General features: G+C 66.9%; 24 protein-coding genes. 9 read left to right on the top strand and 15 right to left on the bottom strand.

Annotated elements, in window-relative coordinates; translation table 11 throughout:
* Window positions 1–12: 12 nt before the first annotated feature.
* Together AC5Y4F_RS08395 and AC5Y4F_RS08390 are read right to left on the bottom strand one after the other, a co-directional pair.
* The gene (locus AC5Y4F_RS08395) at window positions 13–681 is read right to left on the bottom strand and encodes a UdgX family uracil-DNA binding protein (RefSeq protein WP_067931531.1); all 669 of its coding nucleotides are present in this window, start codon (window positions 679–681) and stop codon (window positions 13–15) included.
* A 79-nt stretch (window positions 682–760) separates the two neighbouring features.
* Complete coding sequence (locus AC5Y4F_RS08390; RefSeq protein ID WP_067931533.1) at window positions 761–1,321, bottom strand: hemerythrin domain-containing protein; 561 nt, start codon at window positions 1,319–1,321, stop codon at window positions 761–763.
* 143 nt (window positions 1,322–1,464) lie between these two features.
* Between AC5Y4F_RS08390 and AC5Y4F_RS08385 the strand changes: the two genes are divergently transcribed.
* From AC5Y4F_RS08385 to AC5Y4F_RS08375, 3 genes are all read left to right on the top strand, one after another.
* On the top strand, window positions 1,465–2,538 hold the full coding sequence (locus AC5Y4F_RS08385; RefSeq protein ID WP_499995968.1) for a hypothetical protein: 1,074 nt from the start codon (window positions 1,465–1,467) through the stop codon (window positions 2,536–2,538).
* A 71-nt stretch (window positions 2,539–2,609) separates the two neighbouring features.
* Window positions 2,610–3,623: a sensor domain-containing protein gene (locus tag AC5Y4F_RS08380; protein WP_499995966.1), complete on the top strand. Its 1,014-nt coding sequence runs from the start codon at window positions 2,610–2,612 to the stop codon at window positions 3,621–3,623.
* A 95-nt stretch (window positions 3,624–3,718) separates the two neighbouring features.
* On the top strand, window positions 3,719–4,690 hold the full coding sequence (locus tag AC5Y4F_RS08375) for an aldo/keto reductase (RefSeq protein WP_067931539.1): 972 nt from the start codon (window positions 3,719–3,721) through the stop codon (window positions 4,688–4,690).
* On the opposite strand, the gene AC5Y4F_RS08370 is transcribed toward AC5Y4F_RS08375, so the two are convergent.
* From AC5Y4F_RS08370 to AC5Y4F_RS08355, 4 genes are all read right to left on the bottom strand, one after another.
* Window positions 4,687–5,454: an SDR family oxidoreductase gene (locus tag AC5Y4F_RS08370; RefSeq protein ID WP_082947479.1), complete on the bottom strand. Its 768-nt coding sequence runs from the start codon at window positions 5,452–5,454 to the stop codon at window positions 4,687–4,689. The genes AC5Y4F_RS08375 and AC5Y4F_RS08370 overlap by 4 nt on opposite strands.
* Window positions 5,455–5,558: 104 nt before the next feature.
* Window positions 5,559–7,709: a glycogen debranching protein GlgX gene (gene glgX, locus AC5Y4F_RS08365; RefSeq protein ID WP_499995964.1), complete on the bottom strand. Its 2,151-nt coding sequence runs from the start codon at window positions 7,707–7,709 to the stop codon at window positions 5,559–5,561.
* A 92-nt stretch (window positions 7,710–7,801) separates the two neighbouring features.
* On the bottom strand, window positions 7,802–8,983 hold the full coding sequence (locus tag AC5Y4F_RS08360; RefSeq protein ID WP_499995963.1) for a zinc-dependent alcohol dehydrogenase: 1,182 nt from the start codon (window positions 8,981–8,983) through the stop codon (window positions 7,802–7,804).
* 135 nt (window positions 8,984–9,118) lie between these two features.
* The gene (locus AC5Y4F_RS08355; RefSeq protein ID WP_067931625.1) at window positions 9,119–9,826 is read right to left on the bottom strand and encodes a GAF and ANTAR domain-containing protein; all 708 of its coding nucleotides are present in this window, start codon (window positions 9,824–9,826) and stop codon (window positions 9,119–9,121) included.
* A 275-nt stretch (window positions 9,827–10,101) separates the two neighbouring features.
* Here AC5Y4F_RS08355 and AC5Y4F_RS08350 point away from each other — a divergent pair, with 275 nt between their 5' ends.
* Window positions 10,102–11,412, top strand: a complete 1,311-nt coding sequence (locus tag AC5Y4F_RS08350; protein ID WP_067931548.1) for an NAD(P)/FAD-dependent oxidoreductase — start codon at window positions 10,102–10,104, stop codon at window positions 11,410–11,412.
* A gap of 17 nt (window positions 11,413–11,429) precedes the next feature.
* On the opposite strand, the gene AC5Y4F_RS08345 is transcribed toward AC5Y4F_RS08350, so the two are convergent.
* Together AC5Y4F_RS08345 and AC5Y4F_RS08340 are read right to left on the bottom strand one after the other, a co-directional pair.
* The gene (locus tag AC5Y4F_RS08345; protein WP_067931550.1) at window positions 11,430–11,966 is read right to left on the bottom strand and encodes a DUF1360 domain-containing protein; all 537 of its coding nucleotides are present in this window, start codon (window positions 11,964–11,966) and stop codon (window positions 11,430–11,432) included.
* 64 nt (window positions 11,967–12,030) lie between these two features.
* Window positions 12,031–12,387 (bottom strand): MerR family transcriptional regulator, encoded by a 357-nt coding sequence (locus AC5Y4F_RS08340; protein WP_067931627.1) that lies wholly within the window; start codon window positions 12,385–12,387, stop codon window positions 12,031–12,033.
* A gap of 142 nt (window positions 12,388–12,529) precedes the next feature.
* Here AC5Y4F_RS08340 and AC5Y4F_RS08335 point away from each other — a divergent pair, with 142 nt between their 5' ends.
* Window positions 12,530–12,979, top strand: coding sequence for an Hsp20/alpha crystallin family protein (locus AC5Y4F_RS08335; RefSeq protein WP_067931629.1), 450 nt, complete (start codon window positions 12,530–12,532; stop codon window positions 12,977–12,979).
* Between the two features lie 109 nt (window positions 12,980–13,088).
* Window positions 13,089–13,772 carry a PAS and ANTAR domain-containing protein gene (locus AC5Y4F_RS08330; protein WP_067931552.1) on the top strand — a complete coding sequence of 228 codons (684 nt, stop codon included), beginning with the start codon at window positions 13,089–13,091 and terminating at the stop codon, window positions 13,770–13,772.
* Between the two features lie 220 nt (window positions 13,773–13,992).
* Here the strand turns inward: AC5Y4F_RS08330 and AC5Y4F_RS08325 are convergent, their stop codons facing one another.
* Window positions 13,993–14,661: a response regulator gene (locus AC5Y4F_RS08325; protein ID WP_067931554.1), complete on the bottom strand. Its 669-nt coding sequence runs from the start codon at window positions 14,659–14,661 to the stop codon at window positions 13,993–13,995.
* A 216-nt stretch (window positions 14,662–14,877) separates the two neighbouring features.
* Here AC5Y4F_RS08325 and AC5Y4F_RS08320 point away from each other — a divergent pair, with 216 nt between their 5' ends.
* Window positions 14,878–15,294, top strand: coding sequence for a pyridoxamine 5'-phosphate oxidase family protein (locus AC5Y4F_RS08320; RefSeq protein WP_067931556.1), 417 nt, complete (start codon window positions 14,878–14,880; stop codon window positions 15,292–15,294).
* Between the two features lie 9 nt (window positions 15,295–15,303).
* Here the strand turns inward: AC5Y4F_RS08320 and AC5Y4F_RS08315 are convergent, their stop codons facing one another.
* Entirely contained in the window at window positions 15,304–16,278 is a 975-nt protein-coding gene (locus AC5Y4F_RS08315) for an Acg family FMN-binding oxidoreductase (protein WP_067931558.1), read from the bottom strand.
* 155 nt (window positions 16,279–16,433) lie between these two features.
* Here AC5Y4F_RS08315 and macS point away from each other — a divergent pair, with 155 nt between their 5' ends.
* Entirely contained in the window at window positions 16,434–17,594 is a 1,161-nt protein-coding gene (gene macS / locus AC5Y4F_RS08310) for a MacS family sensor histidine kinase (protein ID WP_067931560.1), read from the top strand.
* Window positions 17,584–18,249, top strand: a complete 666-nt coding sequence (locus AC5Y4F_RS08305; protein ID WP_067931562.1) for a response regulator — start codon at window positions 17,584–17,586, stop codon at window positions 18,247–18,249. The genes macS and AC5Y4F_RS08305 overlap by 11 nt, the downstream gene beginning before the upstream one ends.
* A 34-nt stretch (window positions 18,250–18,283) precedes the next feature.
* Here the strand turns inward: AC5Y4F_RS08305 and AC5Y4F_RS08300 are convergent, their stop codons facing one another.
* The 5 genes from AC5Y4F_RS08300 to AC5Y4F_RS08280 all read right to left on the bottom strand — a co-directional run bounded on the left by AC5Y4F_RS08300 (window position 18,284) and on the right by AC5Y4F_RS08280 (window position 23,395).
* Complete coding sequence (locus AC5Y4F_RS08300; RefSeq protein WP_067931564.1) at window positions 18,284–19,612, bottom strand: acyltransferase family protein; 1,329 nt, start codon at window positions 19,610–19,612, stop codon at window positions 18,284–18,286.
* Between the two features lie 126 nt (window positions 19,613–19,738).
* Complete coding sequence (locus AC5Y4F_RS08295) at window positions 19,739–20,029, bottom strand: YiaA/YiaB family inner membrane protein (protein WP_499995957.1); 291 nt, start codon at window positions 20,027–20,029, stop codon at window positions 19,739–19,741.
* A 122-nt stretch (window positions 20,030–20,151) separates the two neighbouring features.
* The gene (locus AC5Y4F_RS08290) at window positions 20,152–21,348 is read right to left on the bottom strand and encodes a cation:proton antiporter (protein ID WP_067931571.1); all 1,197 of its coding nucleotides are present in this window, start codon (window positions 21,346–21,348) and stop codon (window positions 20,152–20,154) included.
* A gap of 32 nt (window positions 21,349–21,380) precedes the next feature.
* Window positions 21,381–22,463 carry a PDR/VanB family oxidoreductase gene (locus AC5Y4F_RS08285; protein WP_499995954.1) on the bottom strand — a complete coding sequence of 361 codons (1,083 nt, stop codon included), beginning with the start codon at window positions 22,461–22,463 and terminating at the stop codon, window positions 21,381–21,383.
* A gap of 2 nt (window positions 22,464–22,465) precedes the next feature.
* The gene (locus tag AC5Y4F_RS08280) at window positions 22,466–23,395 is read right to left on the bottom strand and encodes an alpha/beta fold hydrolase (RefSeq protein ID WP_499995953.1); all 930 of its coding nucleotides are present in this window, start codon (window positions 23,393–23,395) and stop codon (window positions 22,466–22,468) included.
* Window position 23,396 lies beyond the last annotated feature (1 nt).

Here is a 23,396-nt window from a genome sequence, read left to right as displayed (position 1 = left end):
GCTGGGGTCGACTCACCCGCGGCCGGCGACGCTTGCACCCGCGCTGCGCAGGTCGTCGACGAACGCCTTGTACACCTCGTCACGTTTATCGCTGCGGTCGCGCAACACCGACGAGGGGTGCACCGTCGCCACCACGCTGGGCTCGGGTGTGAGGTGTACGTCCACGGACGAGGGTAGCCGCAGTCGTTGCCCGCGCTGAGTGGACACCCGAAAAGTGGTTCCCAGCAACGACTGTGCGGCCGTCGCGCCCAGGCACACGATGACCTGCGGGCGCACCGCCTCGATCTCGGCGATCAGCCAGGGCCGGCACGCGACCACTTCGGTGCGACGGGGCTTTTGGTGGATGCGTCGTTTGCCACCCTTGCGGGTGAATTTGAAGTGCTTGACCGCGTTGGTCTCATAGACCAGCGCAGGGTCGACGCCGGCGTCCTGGAGCGCACGGGCGAGCAGTCGCCCGGCCGGACCTACGAACGGCTCGCCGGCGCGATCCTCCTGGTCGCCTGGCTGCTCACCCACCAGCATGATCGGCGCGCCGGGATGCCCACTGCCGAACACCGTTTGGGTGGCATCCTCGAAAAGCGAACATCCATGGCAGGTTTCGGCCGCATCGCGCAGCGCATCGAGGTTGCGCGCCTCTGGGAGGTAACGGGTGGCCCCGGGTGCGTTCGATGTTGCGGCCATGAGCTTTGGCGATCGAAGGATGGGGGCGTGGTACCCCCGCTCCCCACCGAGCGGGGGTACCACGCCAGGGGTGGCTTTGTCAGCCCTTGCCTATGATGGCGTCGCGGGCCCGGTCGAGCATCGCGGCGAATGGCCCGGCGGCCAGGTTGGCCACCTGGGATTCCACCCCGGCGTGCGGGCGGGTGGGCGCGGCGGCCTCGGCGAGCTTGGCGGCGCGGCCCATGCGTTCGAGTTCCTCGCTACTCAATTCCTCGCCCAGCTTGGCGAATTCGTCAATCTCCTCGTGCTCGGCGTGTTCGACGACGGCGTCGCGCAGCTTCGTCAGTTCGCGAGTGAACTCCTCGCTGGCGACGTCGAGCTTTTCCAGTTTCTGCAGAACGGTTTTGGCCTCGTGCTCTTCGTGCAGCCGCTTGTCCACCACGGCGGCGCCGTTGGGAATCTTCCGCTTGGCGCGAGGGTGAACGATCTCTTCCTCCGCCGTTTCGTGCACGGCGAGCAGCCGCCGAAGCTCGACGAACGCGTCTTCGCGGGCCTTTCCGGAGGCCGCGAGGGTCTCGACGAACATCGCCTTGATCTGCTCGTGCTGACTGACGAGGAAGTCGACCACGTCGGTGGGCGACTTGATGGCGATCGGTGCCACAGTGTCCCTCCCATCTTTGGTTCGACGCGCAGGGCTGTGCGCGCTCCCGTGACGGCTACCCGACGAATCCGGGAGGCAAACGGGGTGTGGCCGTGGCCGCGCGGGGTATGTCCTGGACAAACGGCGAAAGGAGCTCGCGGTCGATGGGCGTCGGATTGGGTTTGCGCACTGGCCAGCGCATCCGGGCGCTGCTGCGCTGCGGAGTCGTCGGCGCGGTCGCGGCGGCCGCGCTGAGCACGGGCTGTTCACATCCCGGAGCGTCGTTGGAAGCCGCGCCCGACGTGCAACTCTGGCGGGCCGGTGCCGCGTTGCAGGAACCGGTGTGGTCGTACCACATGCGTGCGCTGGTCGCGCTCACCGACGATCACCGGTTGGCCGAGGCCAGCGCCGCAGATCATGACGGCCAGGCCAAGACGCGGTTCTCCGCGCCCATGGCGGCCGGCCGCAACCTGCAGATCAGCCGGAAAGACGAACGCGTGGTGTTCGTGCCGCAGCCCGAGCGGGGCAAGGTGGCAGAGGTCGACCTGGAAAGCCTGCGCCAGGTCAACGATTTCGACGCGGGACCGGCGCCGGCCTACCTGACCGAGGATGCGGGGTTGCGGATGCTGCTTGCGCTGTCGGCGGACGGGAAGGCGGTGACGCCGGTGGATCAGTACGGGTACCGAAACCTACCCACCGCCTTCACCGGAACCAGCGCGGACACCATCGACGGCGCAAATAGGGGCCGCCAGCTCGACTACCACCTATTCGGTCCGTCGGGCATCCGTCACTTTCAGGGGACGTCCTCGCCCGCGGCGCAACGCGGCTCATTGGACGTCGACGTCGCGGTCTCGGCGGGTGACGGCACCGCGGTGACGCGCAGCTACGTCGCCGGCCACGACGACCACACGCTGCGCGCCGTCGACTCGCGCCGCGGCGGAAAGGGATTGGAGGTGTTGGCCAGCACGCGATTGCCGTCGCCGATCCGCGAACTCGGCACCGACGACACCAGGATCTATGCCGCCACCGACCACGAACTGGTGACACTCGAAACGGCAAGCTTCACCGGTTTCCCGGACGGCCGCATCCCCGTGCTGCGCAGCATTGATTACCGGTCGGGGCTGCCTCCGGACGCCCGCGCGGCCCGGCTCTCGGGCATGGCCGTCGGGCCGCACCGGGTCTACCTGACCTTCGCGCAGGCGCCCTACGTGGTAAGCATCGCCAAACCGCGCCTGTGACGACCGTGGTTTTCCCAAGCCCTGTCGTCAGCTACATTTCGGGCAGGTTCTCCCGCTTAGGAGGAACTGGGGTGACTAACCCGCAGGAGCCGTATTGGCAAAACCCGCTGAGCTATGACCCGCTCGGTCGCGTCCCGCCGCCCGACGAGGAGCTGCCCGACGAGCTACCCGCCGCCGCCCCCTCGCCATTTGCGCCACCGCCCGCGCCCTACCGCCCGCCGGTCAACGCCATGGCGACGCTGTCGCTGGTTTTCGCGTTCCTCTTCGCGCCCGCGGGAGCGATTCTGGGACATCTCGGCCTGGCGCAGATCCGCCGCACGGGCGAACTCGGCCGTGACCGTGCGCTGGTAGGCGTGACGCTGTCGTACATCTTCATCCTGTTGGCGGTCGTCGCGCTGGCCGGATGGGCCACGTTAACCAGTTCGACCTCCCCGCAGCGGACGTCGGCCGACTCCAGCGCGGCGGCCGGGCCGCCGCCGCCCACGGTCCCGCCGGAGACCATCGCCACGCTGTTGCCCGGGCTCGACGCCCTGCGGAACATCACCGGCGATGCGAACCTCGACCTCGGGCCGACCCGGAACAGCCCCGGCCGCTCCGCGGACGACGGCAGCATCGACCGCCCGGAGTGCTGGGGAAGCATCGCCGCCGGCAGCCCGGACGCCTACACCCCGGGGCCACTGGCCGGATATCACGCCGGACAGTTCACCGACACGCGCAGCATGCTGAAGTCGATGCAGGTCATCGAGGGCGTGGCGGCATTCCGCGATCAGGCCGCGGCCCAGACGCAGTTGGCCGCCTTGCTGTCGGGATGGCATCGGTGCGGCGGCTCCACGGTCACCGTGACCGCTCCCGGTGGGCAGCCGATCGCGATGTCGCTCAGTGAGCCCGCCGACGCGGGCAACGGCATCACCACCTTGGATCTGACGCCCAAAACCATCCAGGTCCGCACGGCACGCGCGATCGCGGCCAAGGCGAACGTCGTCATCGACCTGAGCGTGTCCGCCAACGGCACCACGGACAGTGCGCCACCCCGCGCCGCGGCGGTCAGCATCGCCAACTACATCCTCGGCAAGATCCCCGGCTGACGACCGACGCGGATCGGAGGTCCACTGGTGGCTCATGCGTGGCGACCCGCGGCGCCCGGCCCTGCCGCGCTTGCGATCGCCACTACGCTGACCACATGAAATTTGTCGACGTCGACGGGATGGGCCGAGTCAGCCGGATCGGCCTGGGCACCTGGCAGTTCGGTTCGCGCGAATGGGGTTACGGGGACAGCTACGCCGCCGGCGCGGCGGGCGACATCGTGCGCCGCGCCCGCGCCCTGGGGGTGACGCTGTTCGACACCGCCGAGGTGTACGGCCTGGGCAAGAGTGAGCGCATCCTGGGCGAGGCCCTCGGCGACGAGCGCGCGGACGTCGTGGTGGCCAGCAAGATCATGCCGGTCGCTCCGTTCCCCGCCGTGGTCAAGCAGCGCGCCCGCGCCAGCGCGCAGCGGCTGGGGTTGGACCGGATCCCGCTCTACCAGATTCATCAGCCCAACCCGGTGGTGCCGGATTCGGTGATCATGCCGGGCATGCGCGATCTGCTCGACAGCGGCAAGATCGGTGCTGCCGGCGTCTCGAACTATCCGCTGCAGCGGTGGCAGAAGGCCGACGCCGCGCTCGGCCGGCCGGTGGTCAGCAACCAGGTGCACTTTTCGCTCGCCTTCCCGAAGGCGCTGAAGAACCTGGTGCCGTTCGCCGAGCGGGAGAACCGCATCGTGATCGCCTACAGCCCGCTGGAACAGGGTTTGTTGGGCGGCAAGTACGGCGTCGATAACCGCCCGGGTGGCGTGCGGGCGGTGAACTCGCTGTTCGGCACCGAAAACCTGCGCCGCGTCGAGCCGCTGCTGCAGCTGCTGCGCGACGTCGCGAAGGACGTCGACGCCAAGCCGGCGCAGGTGGCGCTGGCCTGGCTGATCAGCTATCCGAACGTGGTGGCCATTCCCGGCGCCTCCAGCGTCGAGCAGCTCGAGTTCAACGTCGCCGCCGCCGACATCGAGCTGCCCACCGCATCACGTGACGCGCTCACCGAGGCGGCCCTGGCCTTCCGGCCCACGTCGACCGCGCGCTTCCTGACCGACCTGGCCAAGGAGAAGCTCGCCCGGCGTTAAGACTGGTTGGCCTCGGCGAAGGCGGCGGGGCTGGCCGGCGCCCCGCGGGCCACCACGAGCGGCATCGACGTCGAGGCGTTGGTGCGCAAGATGGTATGGACCACGTCGACGAGGTCCTCGACGGGCATCAGCTTGCCGGGCATGCAGCCGCGTGCCGACCACAGCGGCACCGCTTTCATCGCCAGGTCCATGTCCCAGCCCTGGTTCATGCCGGTTTGGCCGTCACCCTCGCCGCCCGCGCACTCCCCGACGATCAGGTTGGTGAAACCGATGTCGGAGTGCTCGGCTCGCCACGCTTCCACGAGCCGTTCCAGGGCGGCCTTACTGACGCCGTAGGCACCCAGACCCGGCCACGGCGGCCCGAAGGTGCCGGCGTCGGAGGACAGATACACCGCCTTACCGGCCGACGCGGTCAGGTGCGGGACCGCCGCGGCGGTCACCAACGATGCGCCGATCACGTTGGTGTCGAAGATGCGCCGCCACGTGTCGGCTTCGGTGTCCACCAAGCGGACCAGCGGCCCGACGGCGGGCGTGTAGACGATGTTGTCGATGCCGCCGAGGGCGTCGGCGGCATGGTCGATGGCCGAGCGGCAGGATGCCTGGTCGGTGACATCGCATTCGATGGCGATGGCGTTCGGGCCGGCCTCCTTCGCCGCGGCCTCGATGCGCTCCCGGCGGCGGGCCAGCAGCGCGACCTGATCGCCGCGCAGCGCAAGACCGACGCCTATGCAACGCCCCAGCCCGCTGGAGGCGCCGACCACCACTGTCCTTGACATATTCGCCCTCTCCTGTAACGACCTCGCTGCAGCCACAGCGTATCGGCAGGCGAAGCGCTACGTAACGTTCGGGCGGATTTGTGTCAACGAGCTCAGGCGGCGTCGGGCGCCTGCAGCACCACGGCGGTATGCGCGTCGACGGTGAACGTTCCTCCGCCGGGCACTTCGTCGGCCGGGGTTTCCTCTCCGCGTCCGGTGAAGACCACAATCCGCCAGGAAGCACCAAATTCCTTCGGCGGCAAGGTGAATTCGATCGGCTCGTAATGGGCGTTGAAGCACAGCAGGAAGGAGTCGTCGAGCACCCGCTGTCCCCGCGGATCACGGTCGGGGATGCCATGACCGTTGAGGAACACGGCGAGCGATTTGGCGAAGCCGGCGCCCCAATCCTCGTCGGTCATCTCGGTGCCCTCGGGGGTGAACCACGCGATGTCCGGCAGTCCGTCCTGACCGCGCCGGCCCAACGGCTTGCCGGAGAAGAATCGGCGCCTGCGGAACACCGGGTGCTCGGCCCGCAACGCCGAGACGATCCGGGTGAACTCGAGCAGACCGACATCGGCGCTGTCCCAGTCGATCCAGGTGAGCTCGTTGTCCTGGCAGTAGCCGTTGTTGTTGCCGTTCTGGGTGCGACCGAGTTCGTCGCCGTGGCAGATCATCGGCACGCCCTGGGACAACAGCAGCGTGGTCAAGAAGTTGCGCTGCTGGCGCGCGCGCAACTCGTTGATCCGCTCGTCGTCGGTCGGCCCCTCGGCTCCGCAGTTCCAGGACCGGTTGTGGCTCTCGCCGTCGTTGTTGTCTTCGCCGTTGGCTTCGTTGTGCTTTTCGTTGTAGGACACCAGGTCGCGCAGCGTGAAGCCGTCGTGGGCGATGACGAAGTTGATCGATGCCACCGGCCGACGCGCGGTGTGCTCGTAGAGATCCGCCGATCCGGAGAGCCGGTAGGCGAACTCGTCGAGGGTGGCGGGCTCGCCGCGCCAGAAGTCGCGGACGGTGTCGCGGTACTTCCCGTTCCACTCGGTCCACTGTGGCGGGAAGTTGCCCACCTGGTATCCGCCCGGGCCGACGTCCCAGGGCTCGGCGATGAGCTTGACCTGGCTGACGGTCGGATCCTGTTGCACCAGTTCGAAAAACGTTGACAGGCGGTCGACATCGTAGAACTCGCGGGCGAGGGTGGCGGCCAGGTCGAAGCGGAAGCCGTCGACGTGCATCTCAGTCACCCAGTAGCGCAACGAATCCATGATCAGCTGCAGTGCATGGGGGTGCCGGACGTTGAAGCTGTTGCCGGTGCCGGTGTAGTCCATGTAGTACTGCTTGTCGTCGTCGACCAGCCGGTAGTAGGCGGCGTTGTCGATGCCGCGCATCGACAGGGTGGGACCCAGGTGGTTGCCCTCGGCGGTGTGGTTGTAGACCACGTCGAGGATGACCTCGATGCCGGCCTCGTGCAGCGAGCGGACCATGGCCTTGAATTCCTGGACCTGCCCGCCCGCCGTGGTGGCGCTGGAGTACTTGAAGTCGGGTGCGAAGAATCCGATCGTGTTGTACCCCCAGTAGTTCGAGAGCCCCTTGTCGACCAGGGTGGAGTCGTTGGCGAAGTGGTGCACCGGCATCAGCTCGATGGCGGTGATACCGAGGCTTTGGAGGTGCTCGATGATCACCGGGTGCCCCACCGCGGCGTAGGTGCCGCGCAGCGGTTCGGGGATGTCGGGGTGGGTCTGGGTCAGGCCTTTGACGTGCGCCTCGTAGATGACGGTGTCGGCGTATTGGTGGTCCGGCGGCCGATCGTTGCCCCAGTCGAAGTAGGGGTTGATCACCACCGACTTGGGCATGCTGGCCGCCGAGTCGTCGTCATTGCGGCTGTCGGGGTCGCCGAAGTTGTAGCTGAACAGCGACTGGTTCCACTCGAACGAGCCGTCGATGGCTTTCGAGTATGGGTCCACCAGCAGCTTGTTCGGGTTGCATCGCAGCCCCGCCTTCGGGTCGTACGGACCGTGCACGCGGTAGCCGTAGCGCTGGCCCGGTTCGATGTTGGGGATGTACGCGTGCCAGATGAAGCCGTCGATCTCCGGCAGGGTGACGCGGCTCTCGGTGCCGTCGGCGTCGAACAGACACAACTCCACCCGTTCGGCCACCTCGCTGAACACGGCGAAATTGGTGCCCGCGCCGTCATATGTGGCGCCCAGCGGGTAGGCCCTGCCCGGCCACACCTCTCCGGTGGGCGTGGGGGCGAGAGCGTCTGCGGTGGTCATGGCGCAATCAATACCCTGCCTACCTGGCCGTCAAACTGTGCACCGCGCCCCGCACTGCCGTGACTCACCGGAAAGCCTTGGGGCATACCCGATCACGGCGTCAGTATGACCTTCACCGCACCGTCCTGCTTCTTCTGAAAGATGTCGTAGGCATGCGGCGCCTCGTCCAGGGGCAGCACGTGGGTAGCGAAGCTGTCCACGCCGAGCGGGTCCTCGTCGGTGAGCAGCGGCATGATGTCGTCGACCCAGCGCTTGACGTTGGCCTGTCCCATCCGCAGGGTCAGCTGCTTGTCGAACAGGGTGAGCATCGGCAGCGGGTCGGCCATACCACCGTAGACGCCGATCAGCGAGATGGTGCCGCCGCGCCGCACGATGTCTATGGCGGAGTACAGGGCGGACAGCCGGTCCACGCCCGCGGTCTGCATGACCCGCTTGCCGAGCGCATCGGGCAGCAACCCCGCGACCTGTTGCGCCAGTTTGGCCGCCGGCGAGCCGTGCGCCTCCATGCCGACCGCGTCGATGACCGAGTCGGTTCCCCGGCCGTCGGTCAGGTCGCGGATCGCGTCACCGAGCGAGGCGTCCAGCCGCCCGAGGTCGATGGTGTGGATTCCGCGTTTCGCCGCGCGGCCCAGCCGCTCGGGCACCAGGTCGACGGCGATGACGCGGTAACCCAGGTGGTCGGCGATGCGCGCGGCCATGTCCCCGATGGGGCCCAGCCCGAGCACGGCGACCGAGCCACCGTCCGGGATATTGGCGTAGTCGACCGCCTGCCACGCGGTGGGTAGCACGTCCGACAGGTAAACGAACCGCGAATCCGGGGGTCCCACAGGGACTTTGATGTGAGTGAACTGTGCCTGCGGAACGCGCAGCAGCTGGGCCTGTCCGCCGGGGATTGAGCCGTACAGCTCCGAATAGCCAAAGAGCGCAGCGCCCATGCCCTGATCGCGCACCTGGGTCGTCTCGCATTGGGTGTAGAGCTTCTGCCCGCACATATGACAACTGCCGCAGGAGATTTGGAACGGAATGACTACCCGGTCGCCCACCCGCAGGTCGCCCGTTTCCGTGCCTACCTCCCGCACGATGCCCATGGGTTCGTGCCCGAGGATGTCCCCGGGATTCATGAATGCCCCGAGGATCTCGTACAGGTGCAGATCGGACCCGCAGATGTTGGTCGACGTGACCTCGATGATCGCGTCGGTGGGCTGCTCGATCTTCGGATCGGGCACCGAATCCACCCGTACATCCCGTTTGCCGTGCCACGTGACTGCCTTCATGTGAGGGGCGATACCCGTCTGGAACCCGTCGAAACGGCGTCGCCGCGACCCGGGCTCAGCGACGTTAGCCTCCCACAGCGGCGACGACCGGTTCCGAAGATCGACTCGCACGGAAACCGGTGTCGGGTACGGCCTTTAGCACTGGCGATGTTTGAGCGGATGCTCGCTGTCGATGAGTGCGGCGGCGACGTCGACCAGCCGGATGTTGGATTGCTGCGAAAGTCGGGTGAGCAGTCCGAATGCTTCGACGGAATCGAGGTTGAAGCGCTCCATGACCACCCCCTTGGCCTGGCCGATGATGTCTCGCGAGGCGAGCGCGCTGCGGAATTGGTCTTGCCGGCGCATCATCGACCAGGCCAATGCGATATGGGTGGCGTACACCGTGCCCAACTCCACCGATTCCTCGTTGAATGCGTGCGGACGGTCGGCATAGAAGTTGAGCGCGGCCATGCTGCCGCCGTTGACGAACAACTCGAACGACAGGATGGAACGGACCGGGGTCTGCGCGAGCGCATGCCGCCGGTAGCGCGGCCAGCGCTGTTCGGCATGCAGGTCGGCGATGTGCATGACGTGGTGCTCCCACGCGGCGGCCAGGCAGGGTCCCTCGCTGCATCTGTCTTGAATCGCGTCGAGGACCATGGGATAGCGGTGGGTGGCGACCACGCTACTGACCGACTTGCTCCTCTCGGCCAAGGTGATCCCGGCATACTGGGAGCCGGTCACGTGGTCCACGCCGCTATTGATCAGCTCGTGCAGGCCTGCCGCGGTGTCGCTGTTCTCCCGCTCCAGGTTTGTCACCAGCTCGACGAGCTGATTGACGATCGTGGCGCTTCCGTCTCGCATGAACGTCACCCCCGAGGCCTTCGGGCCCCAGAGCCCCTTTCTCGCAAGCGTCGAAGTGGCATTGATAAGTGTAGGAGCCATTCAACGAAGCGCAAGGCCAGATAGCGAACGGATGCGGGACGGGGTGCGTTTTTGCCGCGCGGCAAAAGGGTCAGCACCTTCTCGGAGTAGCACGAAATCATAAAGCGTTGACGGCCAAGGGCTTCCGCGACGGCCGGCCAGACGGACGCGCGCGGGCCACGGCCCACTCGAAAATGTCGCCTACACTCGGGTCGGTGACCTCCATTGTGATCGTGGGAAGCGGCTTCACCGGATTCACCTGTGCGCGGCGGCTGGTCCGAATTCTGCATCGCCGCCGTGCCGCCGTGGACATCACGATAATCTCGCCGGTCGACTACATGCTGTACACGCCGCTGCTGCCCGACGTCGCCGGCGGTGTCGTCGACGCCCGCTTTGTCGCTGTGCCACTTGCCAATTCGCTCAAGGGTGTCCGGGCCGTGCGCGGTCGCGTGGACAGCGTGGACTTCGCGCAACGCACGCTGACCTATTGCGATCCCGAAGAGCGCAGCCATTCCATGTCCTGGGATCGCCTGGTGCTGACGCCCGGCTCGGTGACCCGGTTGTTCGACGTCCCCGGGCTCGCCAGACACGCGCGCGGTTTGAAGACCACCGCCGAGGCCCTATACCTGCGAGACCATTTCATCGAACAGCTCGAGCTGGCCAACATCGAAGACGATCCCCGCATCGCCGCGGCCCGGCGCACCGTAGTAGTGGTGGGTGCGTCCTACTCGGGCACCGAGCTGGTGGCGCAGCTGCGGGCGCTGGCCGACGCCGCGGCCAAACAAATGAGCTTCAACCCCGCCGAGGTGCGGTTCTTGCTGCTGGACCTGGCTGACCAGGTGATGCCCGAGGTGGGCAAGAGGCTGGGTGATGCCGCGCTCAAAGTGTTACGCAAGCGCGGCATCGATGTCCGGCTCGGCATCACCCTCAAGGAGGCACACGCCGATCACGTTGTGCTCAGCGATGATTCGCGCGTCGAAACGCGCACGATCGCCTGGGTGACAGGGGTGACCGGCGCGCCGTTGATCCAGAACTTAGGACTACCGACCGAGAAAGGCAGGCTCGCGGTGCAGGCCGACCTGCAGGTACCCGATCACCCCGATGTGTTCGCGGCCGGTGACGCGGCCGCGGTGCCCGATCTGACCCAACCGGGAGAGGTCACGCCGCCGACCGCCCAACACGCGACCCGGCAGGGCAAGGCGCTGGCCCGCAACGTCGCCGCCAGCCTCGGTTACGGCAGCAGCAAGGAATACAAGCACCGCAACCTCGGCCTGGTGGTCGACCTCGGCCCGCGCTACGCGGTGGCCAATCCGCTCAACATTCATTTGTCCGGGTTGCCGGCCAAGGCGGTCACCAGGTCTTACCACTTGTACGCGATTCCTCGCGGCGTCAATCGGTGGGCCGTGTGGCTGGCGTACCTGACCGACACGCTGTTCACCCGCTCGGTCGTATCGATCGGGTTGTCCTCCGATGACGACGCACAATTCACTGCAAGCGAAGGCATTCCGATGCCGAAGACGAGCTGACCCCAACCCGACCGAAGTCAGCCTTCGGCCGACTGTTGCGCCATGGCGTAGGCAAGCTGAAGGAAGTCAGCACCGGTGAGTGCGCTGAACACCCCCGCGATCAGCCGGGTGAACCGAGGCGCGAACACCAGGCCGATGGCGAACCCCGTGGCGACCCACATGTCCAGGCAGAAGGGGCAGGTCAGCAGCTCCCCCAGGCTGTGCCGAAGCTGGCTCTGCTCCCGGACCTCTTCCCGGACTTCGGCCGGTCCACCCGTGCCCGCATAGTGCGTAAAGGGGGCTCGCAGCGGGCTCGTCACCGCATCCTTGGCCAGGGTGCGCGACAGTTTGTGGGTGCCCAGAGTGAGCAGGACCAGGTCTTGGATACGCCAGCGCGTCGGCAGTCTGCGCCCGCTGATCAGCGCGGCCAACACCGCACCCGCCACGACGACGCCATAGACGACCAATACCGCCAGGTAGCCGCCCAGCGGCCGGTCGTTGTCGCCGCGGTAGGCGTCCGCTTCCTGCCGTGCGCTGTCGGCGACCTGAGCGCCGGTTTCCGTCAACTCACCCATCGCTTCTCCTCAAAGGCATAGCGGGATGAATACCCGGCGACGGCCGGTGCAATCCGCGATGGCCCTACGGTGTGCCCGGTTCGGCAGTTTTCGCGGCCTGTCGCAAGGTGCTGTTGGTGGACCGCAAATCGGTATTGGCCGCCGACAGGGTGGCGTTGTGGTCCTCCAGGTCGAGGATGCGTCCGACGCCGGCCAGGTTGACGCCGGATTCGACCAGCTGGCTGATGCGCCTGAGGCGCACCAGGTCGTCCGCGCTGTAGCGGCGAGTTCCGCCGCGGCTGCGGGCCGGTGTGATCAATCCGTAGCGCTCGTAGAGGCGCAGCGACTGGACCGCGATCCCGGACAATTCGGCGGCCACCGAGATGCCGTACACACCATGGTCGGACGAAGGGGCGTCCGCGTCGCCGCGGTGGTCAGCCATCATCCATCTCCTCCAGCTACCGACTCAGAAAATCTATTTAGCACACTTGCATCATTCTGTCGAGAATGCTATATCAAATCTATGTCATTAGACATAGGAAATTGCCGACCCACAGCCTAGATCGGAGTGAGAGGTGACCACCATGCTGATGCGTTCAGACCCGTTCCGTGAGCTCGACCGTTTCGCCCACCAGGTCCTCGGTACCGCAGCCCGGCCGGCGGTGATGCCGATGGACGCTTGGCGCGAAGGCGAGAAGTTCGTCGTTGAGTTCGATCTGCCTGGCATCGATGCCGATTCGCTGGACATCGACATCGAGCGCAACGTTGTGACCGTGCGCGCCGAACGACCGGCCGTCGATCCCAACCGCGAGATGCTGGCCACCGAGCGGCCGCGCGGGGTGTTCAGCCGCCAGTTGGTGCTCGGCGAAAATCTCGATACCGACAAGATCGAGGCCTCGTACGCCGAAGGCGTTCTGCGCCTGCATGTCCCGGTGGCCGAGAAGGCGAAGCCGCGCAAGATCGCCGTCGGCCGCGGCGACACACCCCGGGCCGTCCGAGAGAGCGCCCCGGAGCGCGAGGTCATCAACGCCTGACCGACCGGCGGACCGGGCGGCGGTCAACTCCCCCGACCGCCGCCCGCCGCCGGCCCCAGGCCGCCGCTGGGGCGACTCGCCCGGTGCCGCCAGGGAGACCGGATACACCATGAAATGGGAACTCGATGGCCAAACGGCCAACGTTGAACGGGCGCTGGCCGGCGGCGCGGCACAACCCGCGGGCTGGTTTCGGTTTTACTTCGCCGACCAACGCTGGGAGTGGTCGGAACAAGTGCAGCGCATGCACGGGTATGAGCCCGGCAGTGTCACTCCGACCACCGAATTGGTGCTGTCGCACAAGCATCCCGACGACCGCGGACACGTCTCGGCCACCATCGATCAAATGATCCAAACGCACCAGGCGTTCAGCACCAAGCATCGGATCGTCGATACCCGGGGGGACGTGCATCATGTCGTCGTCGTCGGCGACCAGATCCTCGACGACGACGGTGACGTGATCGGAACCCACGGGTTCTACATCGACGTCTCCGAACCGCGCGAACGAATGCGCGAGGACGAGATGAGCGCGAAAATCGCTGAAATCAGCGAGAATCGGGCCGGCATCGAACAAGCCAAGGGCATGCTGATGCTGATCTACGGCATCAGCGAAAGCGCGGCCTTCGATTTGCTCAAATGGCTGTCCCAGGAGGCGAATATCAAGCTGCGGCCGCTGGCAGAGCGGATCGCCGAAGACTTCCGCCGTGCCGGTCTGCCGCTGAACGCGCAGTCCGAGTTCGACCACCTGATGCTGACCGCACACGAACGCGTCGAGCCCTCCGCCAATCGCGGGTGAACTGCTGGGCGGTAACAGCCTTGGTTTTCAGACATCGATTTCCCTTGCCGCACTGATGTCCGGTGCAGCGTCGCGATCGAGGCCCGCACCGGTCTCGACGATCACCCGCAGCAATCGCTTTATCTGATCGCGCGCGTCCAGCAACTCGTCTGGGCGTGCAACTTGGTGACCAGCCCCGCGCCGCCCGAGTCCGCGAACGCCGAGCCGTTTTCGTCGCCGCTCACCCCGACCAGTCCGGTGACATCGACGGTGGGCCGGACCGCTGATTCAGTTTCGATGCGAACACCGCGGCCTGGGTGCGGCGCTCCATGCCCAATTTGGCCAACAATCGGGACACATAATTCTTCACCGTCTTCTCCGCAAGGAACATCCGCGCCGCGATCTGCCGGTTGGTCAGCCCTTCGCTGAGCAGCCCGAGCAGGATTCCTTCCTGCTCGGTCAGCCCGGACAGCGGGTCGTCGCGGGTGGTCGCGCCGCGCAGCTTCGCCATCAGCGCGGCGGCCGCCCGATTGTCCAGCAGCGATTTACCCGCGCCCACCTCTTTGATCGCGTGTGCAAGCTCCATGCCCTTGATGTCCTTGACGACGAACCCGCTGGCGCCCGCCAGGATCGCTTCGAGCATCGCCTCGTCGGAGGTGAACGACGTCAGCATGAGGCAGCGCAGGTCGGGGTGATCCGCCAGGAGGTCGCGGCACAGTTCGATGCCGTTGCCGTCGGGCAGGCGAACGTCGAGAACGGCGACGTCGGGCTGCAGCGCCGGTATCCGCGCTTTTGCCTCGGCAACCGTGCCCGCCTCGCCGACGATCTGGAGATCGGGATCGGAAGCGAGCAGATCGGAAAGACCGCGGCGGACGACTTCGTGATCGTCGACCAGGAACACCTTGACCATGACGGGCCCTTTCCTGCCGGTCTGACAATACATTGCGGCAGACCAACCCAATATCCCATATTCTCGACGGGAAGCATCGAGAAGCCACTGGTTCAACGACTTTGGTCCCCGAGAGTGAGGACCTTCGGCCGGCGCTTCAGCCATTGGTTTTTCAATAACGTTGCGGCGGCGGCTAATTGCGGGTACGAATCGGCACACGCGGGAAGGGGCGATCCGATGACCGATGAGGGAGTCGACATCCTGCCGGTGCACGAATGCTGGGAGCTCCTCGGCAGCCTGGCGCTGGGCCGGCTGGTCACCTACGCGCACGGTCAGCCCGACATCTTCCCGGTCAACTACGTCGTGCAGCGCCGGACCGTGCTGTTCCGCACGGGGGAGGGAACCAAACTGGTCAGCTCCGCGATCAACAATCGGGTGCTCTTCGAAGTCGACGACCACAACGTCGCCGAGGCATGGAGCGTGGTCATCCGCGGCAAGGCACGCTCGCTGCGCACCCCCGAGGAGCTCGAGGAGGCCGAGCGCGCGCAGGTGTTGCCGTGGACCAGGCCGGAGAAGGAGCACTATGTGCGCATCGTTCCGGAAAGCATCAGCGGCCGCCGCTTCCAGTTCGGGTCGCCGCCGGGTGATGTTTAGCGTCCGCGATCAGTCGGCCCATTCGACGAAGTCGCCGAGGTCACGTCGCGGCGTCGCCGGCAGCGGGTCGGCGTTGATCGGTGCCCAACCCACCCGAAGCAGCATCTGCGCGTAGTTGGTGTCGCCGAAGATGTCGGAGCGGACCGCTTCCCGGGTCTCGGCCATCTCCAGCGGTTCTGTGACGGGGCAACTGGCCAGTCCCGTCGACGTCGCGGTGAGCAGCACGACGCTGGTGGCTTCACCTGCGCGCAGCTGCGCCAGCCGGTCGTCATGGCGGGTGCCCAGCGCCAGCACCACGGCGTTGTCGTCGGCCGCGGACGAATCCGGCGCCATCGGCAGCGCCGCACCGGCGAACAACCGGCTCGGGATCTTGGCGTCCGGGTCCGATATCGGCGCATTGCGGGCGGGAACGCCCGCGACCGAGAAGTAGCGCCCGCTCCACGTCGTGAGCTCGGCGAGATAGTCCTGGGTCAGGTGCTCGCGGACGGATTCGGCGACGATGTCGTGCAGCGCGTCGATGTCTTCGACCTGGCACAGCGTAACGCCGGCGCGGGCGGCTCGCGCCGCCATGAGCGCGATATCACCCACGGGCACCGGCCAGGAGCTGTAGTGACGCCGATCGGTTCGCCGGCGTGGAATGGCCGCGGCGAGTGCGATGTCGACGTAATTGGCGGGCTGAGGAGAAAGCTCAATCGTAGCCAGGTGACTGGGGTCGTCGGCGTCGGGCAGCCGGCTCACCCTGGATCGCCAACCCACCGCCGCGAACGCCGCAACGCAGTGATGCAGCGCCGTGCCGCAACTCAGGATCAAGTCGCGGCCGTCGGGGTCGGTGTTGGGTAGTTGCCGGCCGCCATCGGCGTAGAGCTGCAGGCTCGTCGCCTCGACACGCCAGCGCCACGGCTGGGTGTTGTGCACCGACGGGGCGCGCGATGCCAAAGTCAGGGCCGTCCGGATCGTTCCGGCGTCCGGAAAGCTGATGCTCATCCCGGCTCCCCCTCTCTTAGCGCCTTCCTGATATTCACCGTCACGCATCCTCGCCCGCGCCGCGAGGGCACGACGGCTCTAACTCAAAGGACTTTCGGCCATGTGCGTCTTGCGGCCGTGTGCGTGGCCGGTCCATAAGGGCGCCGCGCGCCCTTATGCTGACCACGATGGCGACGCACGGCCCCGATCCCACCACGCCGCTGTGGCGCGCGGCGCAAGTGTTCCGGTTGCTGAGTTGCATCTATGCCACCGGCTTTCAAATCGCGATCAACCCGGATCTGGTTCGGCCCGTACTGGGTTGGGTGCTTTTCGCCGGGTTGATCGGCTGGAGCGCGGCGTGCGCGTTCGCCTACCTGAGGGGATTCGGCCGCAGACCGTCATGGGTGCTCGCCGAGCTGGTGGTCGTCGTCTTGCTGATGTGGTCGAACAACCTCGTCGCGAGCCCGCACTGGGCAGCCGAGAACCAGACCTGGCCGACGACGTTGTGGGCCAGCAATCCGACCATCTCGGCCGCCATCCAGTTCGGGCCCGTGGGCGGAATGCTGACGGGACTGGCGGTGCTGGCCGCCAACTTCGCGGTCAAGAACTACCTCGCGCTCAACCTCGGGCACAACGCCACCGTCATCATCGAACTGGCGATCGGCACGGCGATCGGGATGGCCGCGCAGACTGCGCGCCGCGCCCACGACGAGCTGCAGAAAGCGGCCCGGTTGACGGCGGCGGTCCAGGAGCGCGACCGGTTGTCCCGGCAGGTCCACGACGGGGCCATCCAGGTTCTGGCGCTGGTCGCCAAGAAGGGGCATGAGATCGGCGGCGCCACAGCCGAACTCGCCGAGTTGGCGAGCGAGCAGGAACGCGCGTTGCGGCGCTGGCTGGCGTCCACGGACGTCGACCCGGAAACCGAGGGTGCCACGGTCGACCTGCGCACGCTACTGCGGTGCCGCGAAAGCGATCAGGTGTCGATCAGCTTGCCCGGTACCGCGGTGCCGTTGGGGCGCTGGGCGGCAACCGAACTCGACGCCGCGGTGGGCAACGCGCTGGATAACGTGGTCGCCCACGCCGGCCCGGATGCGCGCGCGTTCGTGCTCGTGGAGGACCTCGGCGATTCCGTTCTAGTCAGTGTGCGCGACGACGGCGTGGGAATTGTCGCCGGCCGGCTCGAGGAAGCGACGCGCCAGGGACGCCTGGGCATCTCCCAAGCGATCGTGGGGCGGTTGACGTCGTTGGGCGGCAGCGCCGAGTTGCACAGCGAGCCCGGCGAAGGCACCGAGTGGGAGTTGTGCGTGCCGCGCGGGGAGGGACGCCATGGCGGATGACGAGACGCCGACGACGGTGATGGTGGTCGATGACCATCCGATCTGGCGCGACGCGGTCGCTCGCGACCTGGCCGAGGACGGCTTCACCGTCGTCGCAACGGCCGACGGTGTGGCTGCCGCGCGGCGCCGCGCGGCGGCGGTCAAGCCCGACGTGGTGGTGATGGACATGCAGCTGGCCGACGGCGACGGTGCGCAGGCGACCGCTGCGGTGCTCGCGGTCTCACCCTCGTCGCGGGTGCTGGTGCTATCGGCCTCCGACGAACGCGAGGACGTCCTGGAGGCAGTCAAGGCCGGCGCGACGGGGTACCTGGTCAAGAGCGCATCGAAATCCGAGCTGGCACAGGCGGTTACCGCTACAGCGGCCGGGCGGGCCGTGTTCACCCCGAGCCTGGCGGGACTCGTGCTGGGGGAATACCGGCGCATCGCGCAGAGCAAGGACGACGGCCCCACCCGTCCCAGCCTCACCGACCGTGAGACGGAGGTGTTGCGTTATGTCGCAAAAGGGCTGTCCGCCAAGCAGATCGCCGAGAAGCTTGTGTTGAGCCATCGCACCGTGGAAAACCACGTGCAGGCGACGTTTCGCAAACTTCAAGTCGCCAATCGGGTGGAACTGACGCGATACGTCATCGAGCACGGCCTGGACGAAGAGCCGTGACCCGCGTGGCGGGCGGATGCCTTCACCACCTGTCCTATCGTGCCGCCGCGTGCGGGCGCCGCCCCGGCGCCTTGGCATTGCGCTGGGCCACGATCCGCGCGGTCACCAGCGCGGTCACCACCACGGCCATGCATACCAGCCCGTCGTCCTTGAGTCCCCACCTGATCGCGGCGAGCAGCGCTACGCCGGCCACGCACAACAGGGCACCGATGGCGCGACCCCGGCCGCGCGACGTCACCGCGGGCGCGCGGTCCCAGCCGGACAGCGGGTTGTTCTCCAGCGGCCGCAGCACGACGAACAGCCCGGCCACCGCAACGAGAACGATGAGCACCTGCGCGAGGCTGATGGCGAGAAAATCCTGCGCGCCCGGAAAGCGCGGGCAGTCAAGGTAATCGAAGACCAGGTGCACGGCGAGCAGTACCGGCATGTGCCACAGGTACAGAGTCATCGCGCCGGAGTTGCCGATGGCCGTCCACCACCACACGCGTGGTCGTTGCGCCCAGCGCGCGATCGTCGGTGCGGCCGCGATTGCCAACGCGCTCAGGATGATTGCGTGGCCGGCCAGCAGCAGCGACGGCGGGCTGGTGTTGGACAGATGATGGTCACCGGTGCCGACCATGCTGATCTGGTACGGCCCCCAGTGCACCAGGGCGAGATCCACCGCGAAGGAGGCGGCGGCGACGGCCAGCGCGGCGCGGCCAGGAAGCAGCCCGCGACGGTAGGCCACGCCGAACATGGCGGGAATGAGCCAGACCGCCAGGTTGAGGTAACCCAGCGGCATCGTCGCCGGCCAGTGCAACCGGATCACGTCGATCAGCGCGATCGCGCCGTAGACCGTTGCCACCCCGACGAAAAGGCGCCCGGCCGTCATGATGCGATACAGGACGGGCATGGCGGCCAGCACCAAAACGTAAGCTCCCAGAAACCAGAGCAACTGCGTGCTGACGCCGGCGATCGGCTCGTAGATGTGTTGCGGCAGCGCCCGATACAGCACCGTCAGCGTGACGGCCCAGAATGCCAGATAATAGAACACCGGGCGGAACAGCCTGGTGCAGCGTTTCATCAGCCAGTCCCCCCAGTTGGTGCCGGGAGCCCAGGACGACACGCACGCCGCCGCACCCGCGAAGAAGAACAGGGGCATGATCTGCAGCAGCCACGTCATCGCTTGGAACAGCGTCGAGGTGGTGAGCAGGTTGTCCCAGATCAAGACGTGGTTTTCAATGATGCTGGCCGCCATCACGGTATGGCCGAGCACCACGCCGACCAGCGAGGTGATGCGGATGACGTCCAGGACTCGATCCCGATCGGCCGGCGTATTCGCGGCCACCTCGGCGACGTCGGGAAACTTCACGAGAGTTGTCATGGCAGCGTGATAGCCCTTCTGTGCAAATGCGTTGCGGTAAAGAGGAATCGTGCGATGAGAGAAGCCTGGCCGACGATGCGGGCGCAAGCCTGCGCACTTCTACGCGTTGAGGCTGAGTAGTACTACTCAGTTCGCGGCATTGAGCGGGTCGTAGTCCGCGAGCAGCCTTTCGATGCGGGCCTCATCGAGTCGTACCCGCACGGTGGCGGCCTCCTGCTGGTCGCGGATGACCTTGGCCAGGGTGAACGCGCTCGACACCAGGAATATGAAGGTGACGCCGAGGAACAATCGTGGCCACGGGTCACGCGGGAGGAAGTAGATTCCGCCGAGCGCGGCCACGAAGCTGATCGCGAACGCGACGGCGGCCTGAACGAAGAACGCGGCGGTGGTTTTCGACATGCTGCTGGGTACGGTCATGCCGATGAGCCTGCGGCAGCACACCGTTGGCAGGGATCCGTAAGACTACTCAGATTCGGCGGCGCGATCACGGGTCCGCGCCGCCAGTGCAGCGGGCGGCGGCCGGCGGGCCGATCGCCTCTTCAAGGAACGGGTTTGACGGCGGTGGCCTGCGCCTCCGGCTCGGCGGCGTCCTGGCCGCGCGCCGCCAGCGCACCCGCGATCGATGTGCAGGCGATGGTCAGCAGCGAACCGAACATCAATGCCGCGGCTTCGCCAGGGGCAAGCAGGTGCTGTTGGGTGCCGATGGTGGCCGCGGCCACCGCCACACCGAGCTGCGTGGAGGACATCACCGCATACGTGAGCGGCTGGCTGAGCAACCGTCCCGCGCAATGCGCCAGCACGCCGCCGAGCCCCAGCCCGATACCGAGCAGGATGTATTTCGGTTGCGAGCCCAGCTCGCGTACCTGCAGCGAGGCGCCGAGCCAGACGAAGAACAGCGGGCTGAAGAAACCCTCGGTGATGCCGAACAACTGACGCGCCAACCGCCTCGGCTCGCCGACCATGGCGATCACCAAACCCAACGCGAAGCCCGCCAGCATAATCGATACGTCGGCACTGACGGCCAGCGTTGCCAGCCCGAACAGCACCAGCAGATTGATCCGCAGTTCCAGCGCCAACTGCTTGGTGTGCGAATAGTCGTGCATGCGCTGACGCCATCCCCTGCGGTCGACCCAACGCAGCACCGCGAAGAGCAGCACCGCGCAGCCGGTGATGGCCAACCCGCCCAGTGCCGCCGTCGCCGCGTGACGAAAGTCGATCACCAAGGGCAGCAACACGATACAGGCCGCGTTCGCGATCGCGATTTGCGCGGTGATGGAGAGCGCCTGCGGGCCGCGCAATCGCAGGGAATCGATCATCGGCAACGTCACGGCCGCTGACGACGAGGCCATCAGCACCGCGTAGAGTGCCGCGTGTCCGGTGCCGAACTGCGTGGCTAGCCCGAACCCCAGGGCCGCCGCCGCGGCGCCGGCCAGGATCGCTCGCGCCAACGCCTTGGGAACGGCCGACCGCAGCGCGGGGTCGCGGGCCGGGACATGGCTGCCCACCACGAACATCACCAGCGCGAAGCCGATGTTCGCGAACAATTGGAGGGTCGGGTCGGATGCGTCGACCACGCCGAAACCGGTCCTGCCGATGACCAGACCCGCGATGAGTTCGCCGATGGTGACCGGTATCCGCAGGCGTGGCACCGACGCCAGTACCGGGCCGGCGAAACCGACAGCGGTCAGCAGCGCCAAGGTGTGGAAGCCGAATCCCTGCACGTGGCCATTGTGCACGGCGGATGGTCAAACTGGGCGCATCCGAGCGCTCAGGCGTCGATCACCACGCGTCCGGACTTCGCGCGGGAAACGCAGACCAGCATCTCGTCATCGCCCTCGACGGTGCGCCCCCGGCGATCAACCTGTCCGCCAAGCACTTTCACCTTGCACGTTCCACAGAACCCCTGCTGGCAGGAGTATGCGGTGGTCGAATCGCGGTCAAGCATGACGTCCAGCGCCGACCGATTGGCGGGCACGCGGAGCACCCGCTGCGAGCGGGCCAGTTCCAGTTCGAAGGGAACGCCGTCGACCACCGGTGGGGGGCCGAAACGTTCGTAGTGCAGCGGCGCGTCCGCGTGTTCGTTGCGCGCGGTGCGCACCGATTCCAACATGGCGCTGGGACCACACACGTAGACCGCGGTGGCCGGCCCGGCGTCGGCGAGCAAGTCGGACGCAGTGGGGAATCCGCCGCGCTCGTCGTCGGCCCACACGGTGACCCGCTCGGGAGCCTGGGCCACCACCTCGTCCAGCAAGGGCATGTAATCCCGGCTGCGACCGGCATAGACCGCGCGCCAATTGATTCCGCGCTGCTGGGCAATGTGGATCATGGGCAGGATCGGAGTCACCCCGATGCCGCCGATCACGAACAACACCTCGCGCTCGTCGGTGACGAGGTAGAAGGCGTTGCGGGGCCCTTCGAACTCGAGTTTGTCGCCCACCTGATAGGTGTCGTGCATTTCGATCGAACCGCCGCCACCCTCGGCGATGCGGCGCACCGCGATGCGGTAGTCGGTGCGCCGGCCGGGTGAACCGCACAGCGAGTACTGGCGCCGACGGCCCGACGGCAACCGAACGTCGATATGCGCACCTGGTGTCCAGGCCGGCAACAATCCACCGTCGGGGTCGGTTAACGTCAACGCGACCACATCCGGCGTCAGAAGTTCCCGGTTGGCGACCACCGCGGTGGTGGTGCGCCGCACGGACTCCACGCGCGAGGATGTCCACCGCGACGCCGACGCGAAGCCGCCGAACAGCGTACCCACCCCGTACAACGCGGTATACATGCGGTCACGCTTGCGGCGGCCATACAAGTCGGCCGGAATGCTGTCCCAAATCGTCTGTGCCACAATCATCCTCACATCTGGCTGATGTCGCGACGGTCCGCGGTCGGGGCGATCAGGTCGACCCACTCGGCGGTGAGCCGGGCGATGACATCGGGGTATGCGCTGACCACCCAATGGCCGCCCTCGATCGGGACGACCCTGCCGCCCTCCGGGATGGAGCCGGTAAACCGTTGCAGGGCAGGCGATACGAAATAATCCTGGCGTGCGACCAGCACCTGCACCGGCACGGCCGTCTGCGGCAACCGTGGCGGCGGGGACAGCATCGGTGCGGGCATGTTCGCCCGATACAGGTTGAGCCCGTTCAGGTAGTCATCGACCGAGCGGTACGCGGCACCGCGCCCGCTGCGGGCGGCCGATCCACCGATGCGCCCCACCGCCTCAAAGACTTTCACCGTGGCCCCGGACCGGATCGCCAGTTCCGGTAGGCCCGGGCACAGGAAAAACCAGATATAGGACGACGCCAGGACCTGTTTGACCACGTCGAGAAGGGCGCGCGGCGTGCGCGCTGAACGCAGGAATCTGCCCGCGTAGGGCAGGTGCGGCCCGGACACCGAGGTGAATGAGGCGACCTTGCCCATCACGGTGTCGTCGGTGACCGCCGCCCAGGCCTGGATCGATCCCCAATCGTGGGCCAACAGATGCACGTCGTTCACGCCCAGCCGCTCGATCACCGCGCCGACGTCGGCGACCAATTGCGGGAGCCGATATCCCGAACGGTCTGCCGGCGTTGAGGATTGGCCGGCGCCTCGCACGTCGTACGCCACGACGTTGAATCGACGACCCAATGCCGTCGCCACCGCGTCCCACACGTGGTGGTTGTCCGGATACCCGTGGATGGCCAGGATGGTCGGCCGCCCCGGATCGATGTCGGTATAGGCATGCACCGCCAGTCGCACGCCGTCGGAGGCGGTGACGGTGGTTGAAACCAACTCGGTTGTCATC

The sequence above is a fragment of the Mycobacterium sp. NGS56 genome, from assembly GCF_059812425.1.
This window is presented reverse-complemented; position numbering and strand designations above follow the sequence as displayed.

Coding starts and splice junctions, on each gene's coding strand:
- AC5Y4F_RS08395 (WP_067931531.1), bottom strand. CDS start 681: ATGGCCGCAACATCGAACGCACCCGGGGCCACCCGTTACCTCCCAGAG.
- AC5Y4F_RS08385 (WP_499995968.1), top strand. CDS start 1,465: ATGGGCGTCGGATTGGGTTTGCGCACTGGCCAGCGCATCCGGGCGCTG.
- AC5Y4F_RS08375 (WP_067931539.1), top strand. CDS start 3,719: ATGAAATTTGTCGACGTCGACGGGATGGGCCGAGTCAGCCGGATCGGC.
- glgX (WP_499995964.1), bottom strand. CDS start 7,709: ATGACCACCGCAGACGCTCTCGCCCCCACGCCCACCGGAGAGGTGTGG.
- AC5Y4F_RS08360 (WP_499995963.1), bottom strand. CDS start 8,983: ATGAAGGCAGTCACGTGGCACGGCAAACGGGATGTACGGGTGGATTCG.
- AC5Y4F_RS08355 (WP_067931625.1), bottom strand. CDS start 9,826: ATGCGAGACGGAAGCGCCACGATCGTCAATCAGCTCGTCGAGCTGGTG.
- AC5Y4F_RS08345 (WP_067931550.1), bottom strand. CDS start 11,966: ATGGGTGAGTTGACGGAAACCGGCGCTCAGGTCGCCGACAGCGCACGG.
- AC5Y4F_RS08340 (WP_067931627.1), bottom strand. CDS start 12,387: ATGGCTGACCACCGCGGCGACGCGGACGCCCCTTCGTCCGACCATGGT.
- AC5Y4F_RS08335 (WP_067931629.1), top strand. CDS start 12,530: ATGCTGATGCGTTCAGACCCGTTCCGTGAGCTCGACCGTTTCGCCCAC.
- AC5Y4F_RS08330 (WP_067931552.1), top strand. CDS start 13,089: ATGAAATGGGAACTCGATGGCCAAACGGCCAACGTTGAACGGGCGCTG.
- AC5Y4F_RS08325 (WP_067931554.1), bottom strand. CDS start 14,661: ATGGTCAAGGTGTTCCTGGTCGACGATCACGAAGTCGTCCGCCGCGGT.
- AC5Y4F_RS08320 (WP_067931556.1), top strand. CDS start 14,878: ATGACCGATGAGGGAGTCGACATCCTGCCGGTGCACGAATGCTGGGAG.
- AC5Y4F_RS08315 (WP_067931558.1), bottom strand. CDS start 16,278: ATGAGCATCAGCTTTCCGGACGCCGGAACGATCCGGACGGCCCTGACT.
- macS (WP_067931560.1), top strand. CDS start 16,434: ATGCTGACCACGATGGCGACGCACGGCCCCGATCCCACCACGCCGCTG.
- AC5Y4F_RS08305 (WP_067931562.1), top strand. CDS start 17,584: ATGGCGGATGACGAGACGCCGACGACGGTGATGGTGGTCGATGACCAT.
- AC5Y4F_RS08300 (WP_067931564.1), bottom strand. CDS start 19,612: ATGACAACTCTCGTGAAGTTTCCCGACGTCGCCGAGGTGGCCGCGAAT.
- AC5Y4F_RS08295 (WP_499995957.1), bottom strand. CDS start 20,029: ATGACCGTACCCAGCAGCATGTCGAAAACCACCGCCGCGTTCTTCGTT.
- AC5Y4F_RS08285 (WP_499995954.1), bottom strand. CDS start 22,463: ATGATTGTGGCACAGACGATTTGGGACAGCATTCCGGCCGACTTGTAT.
- AC5Y4F_RS08280 (WP_499995953.1), bottom strand. CDS start 23,395: ATGACAACCGAGTTGGTTTCAACCACCGTCACCGCCTCCGACGGCGTG.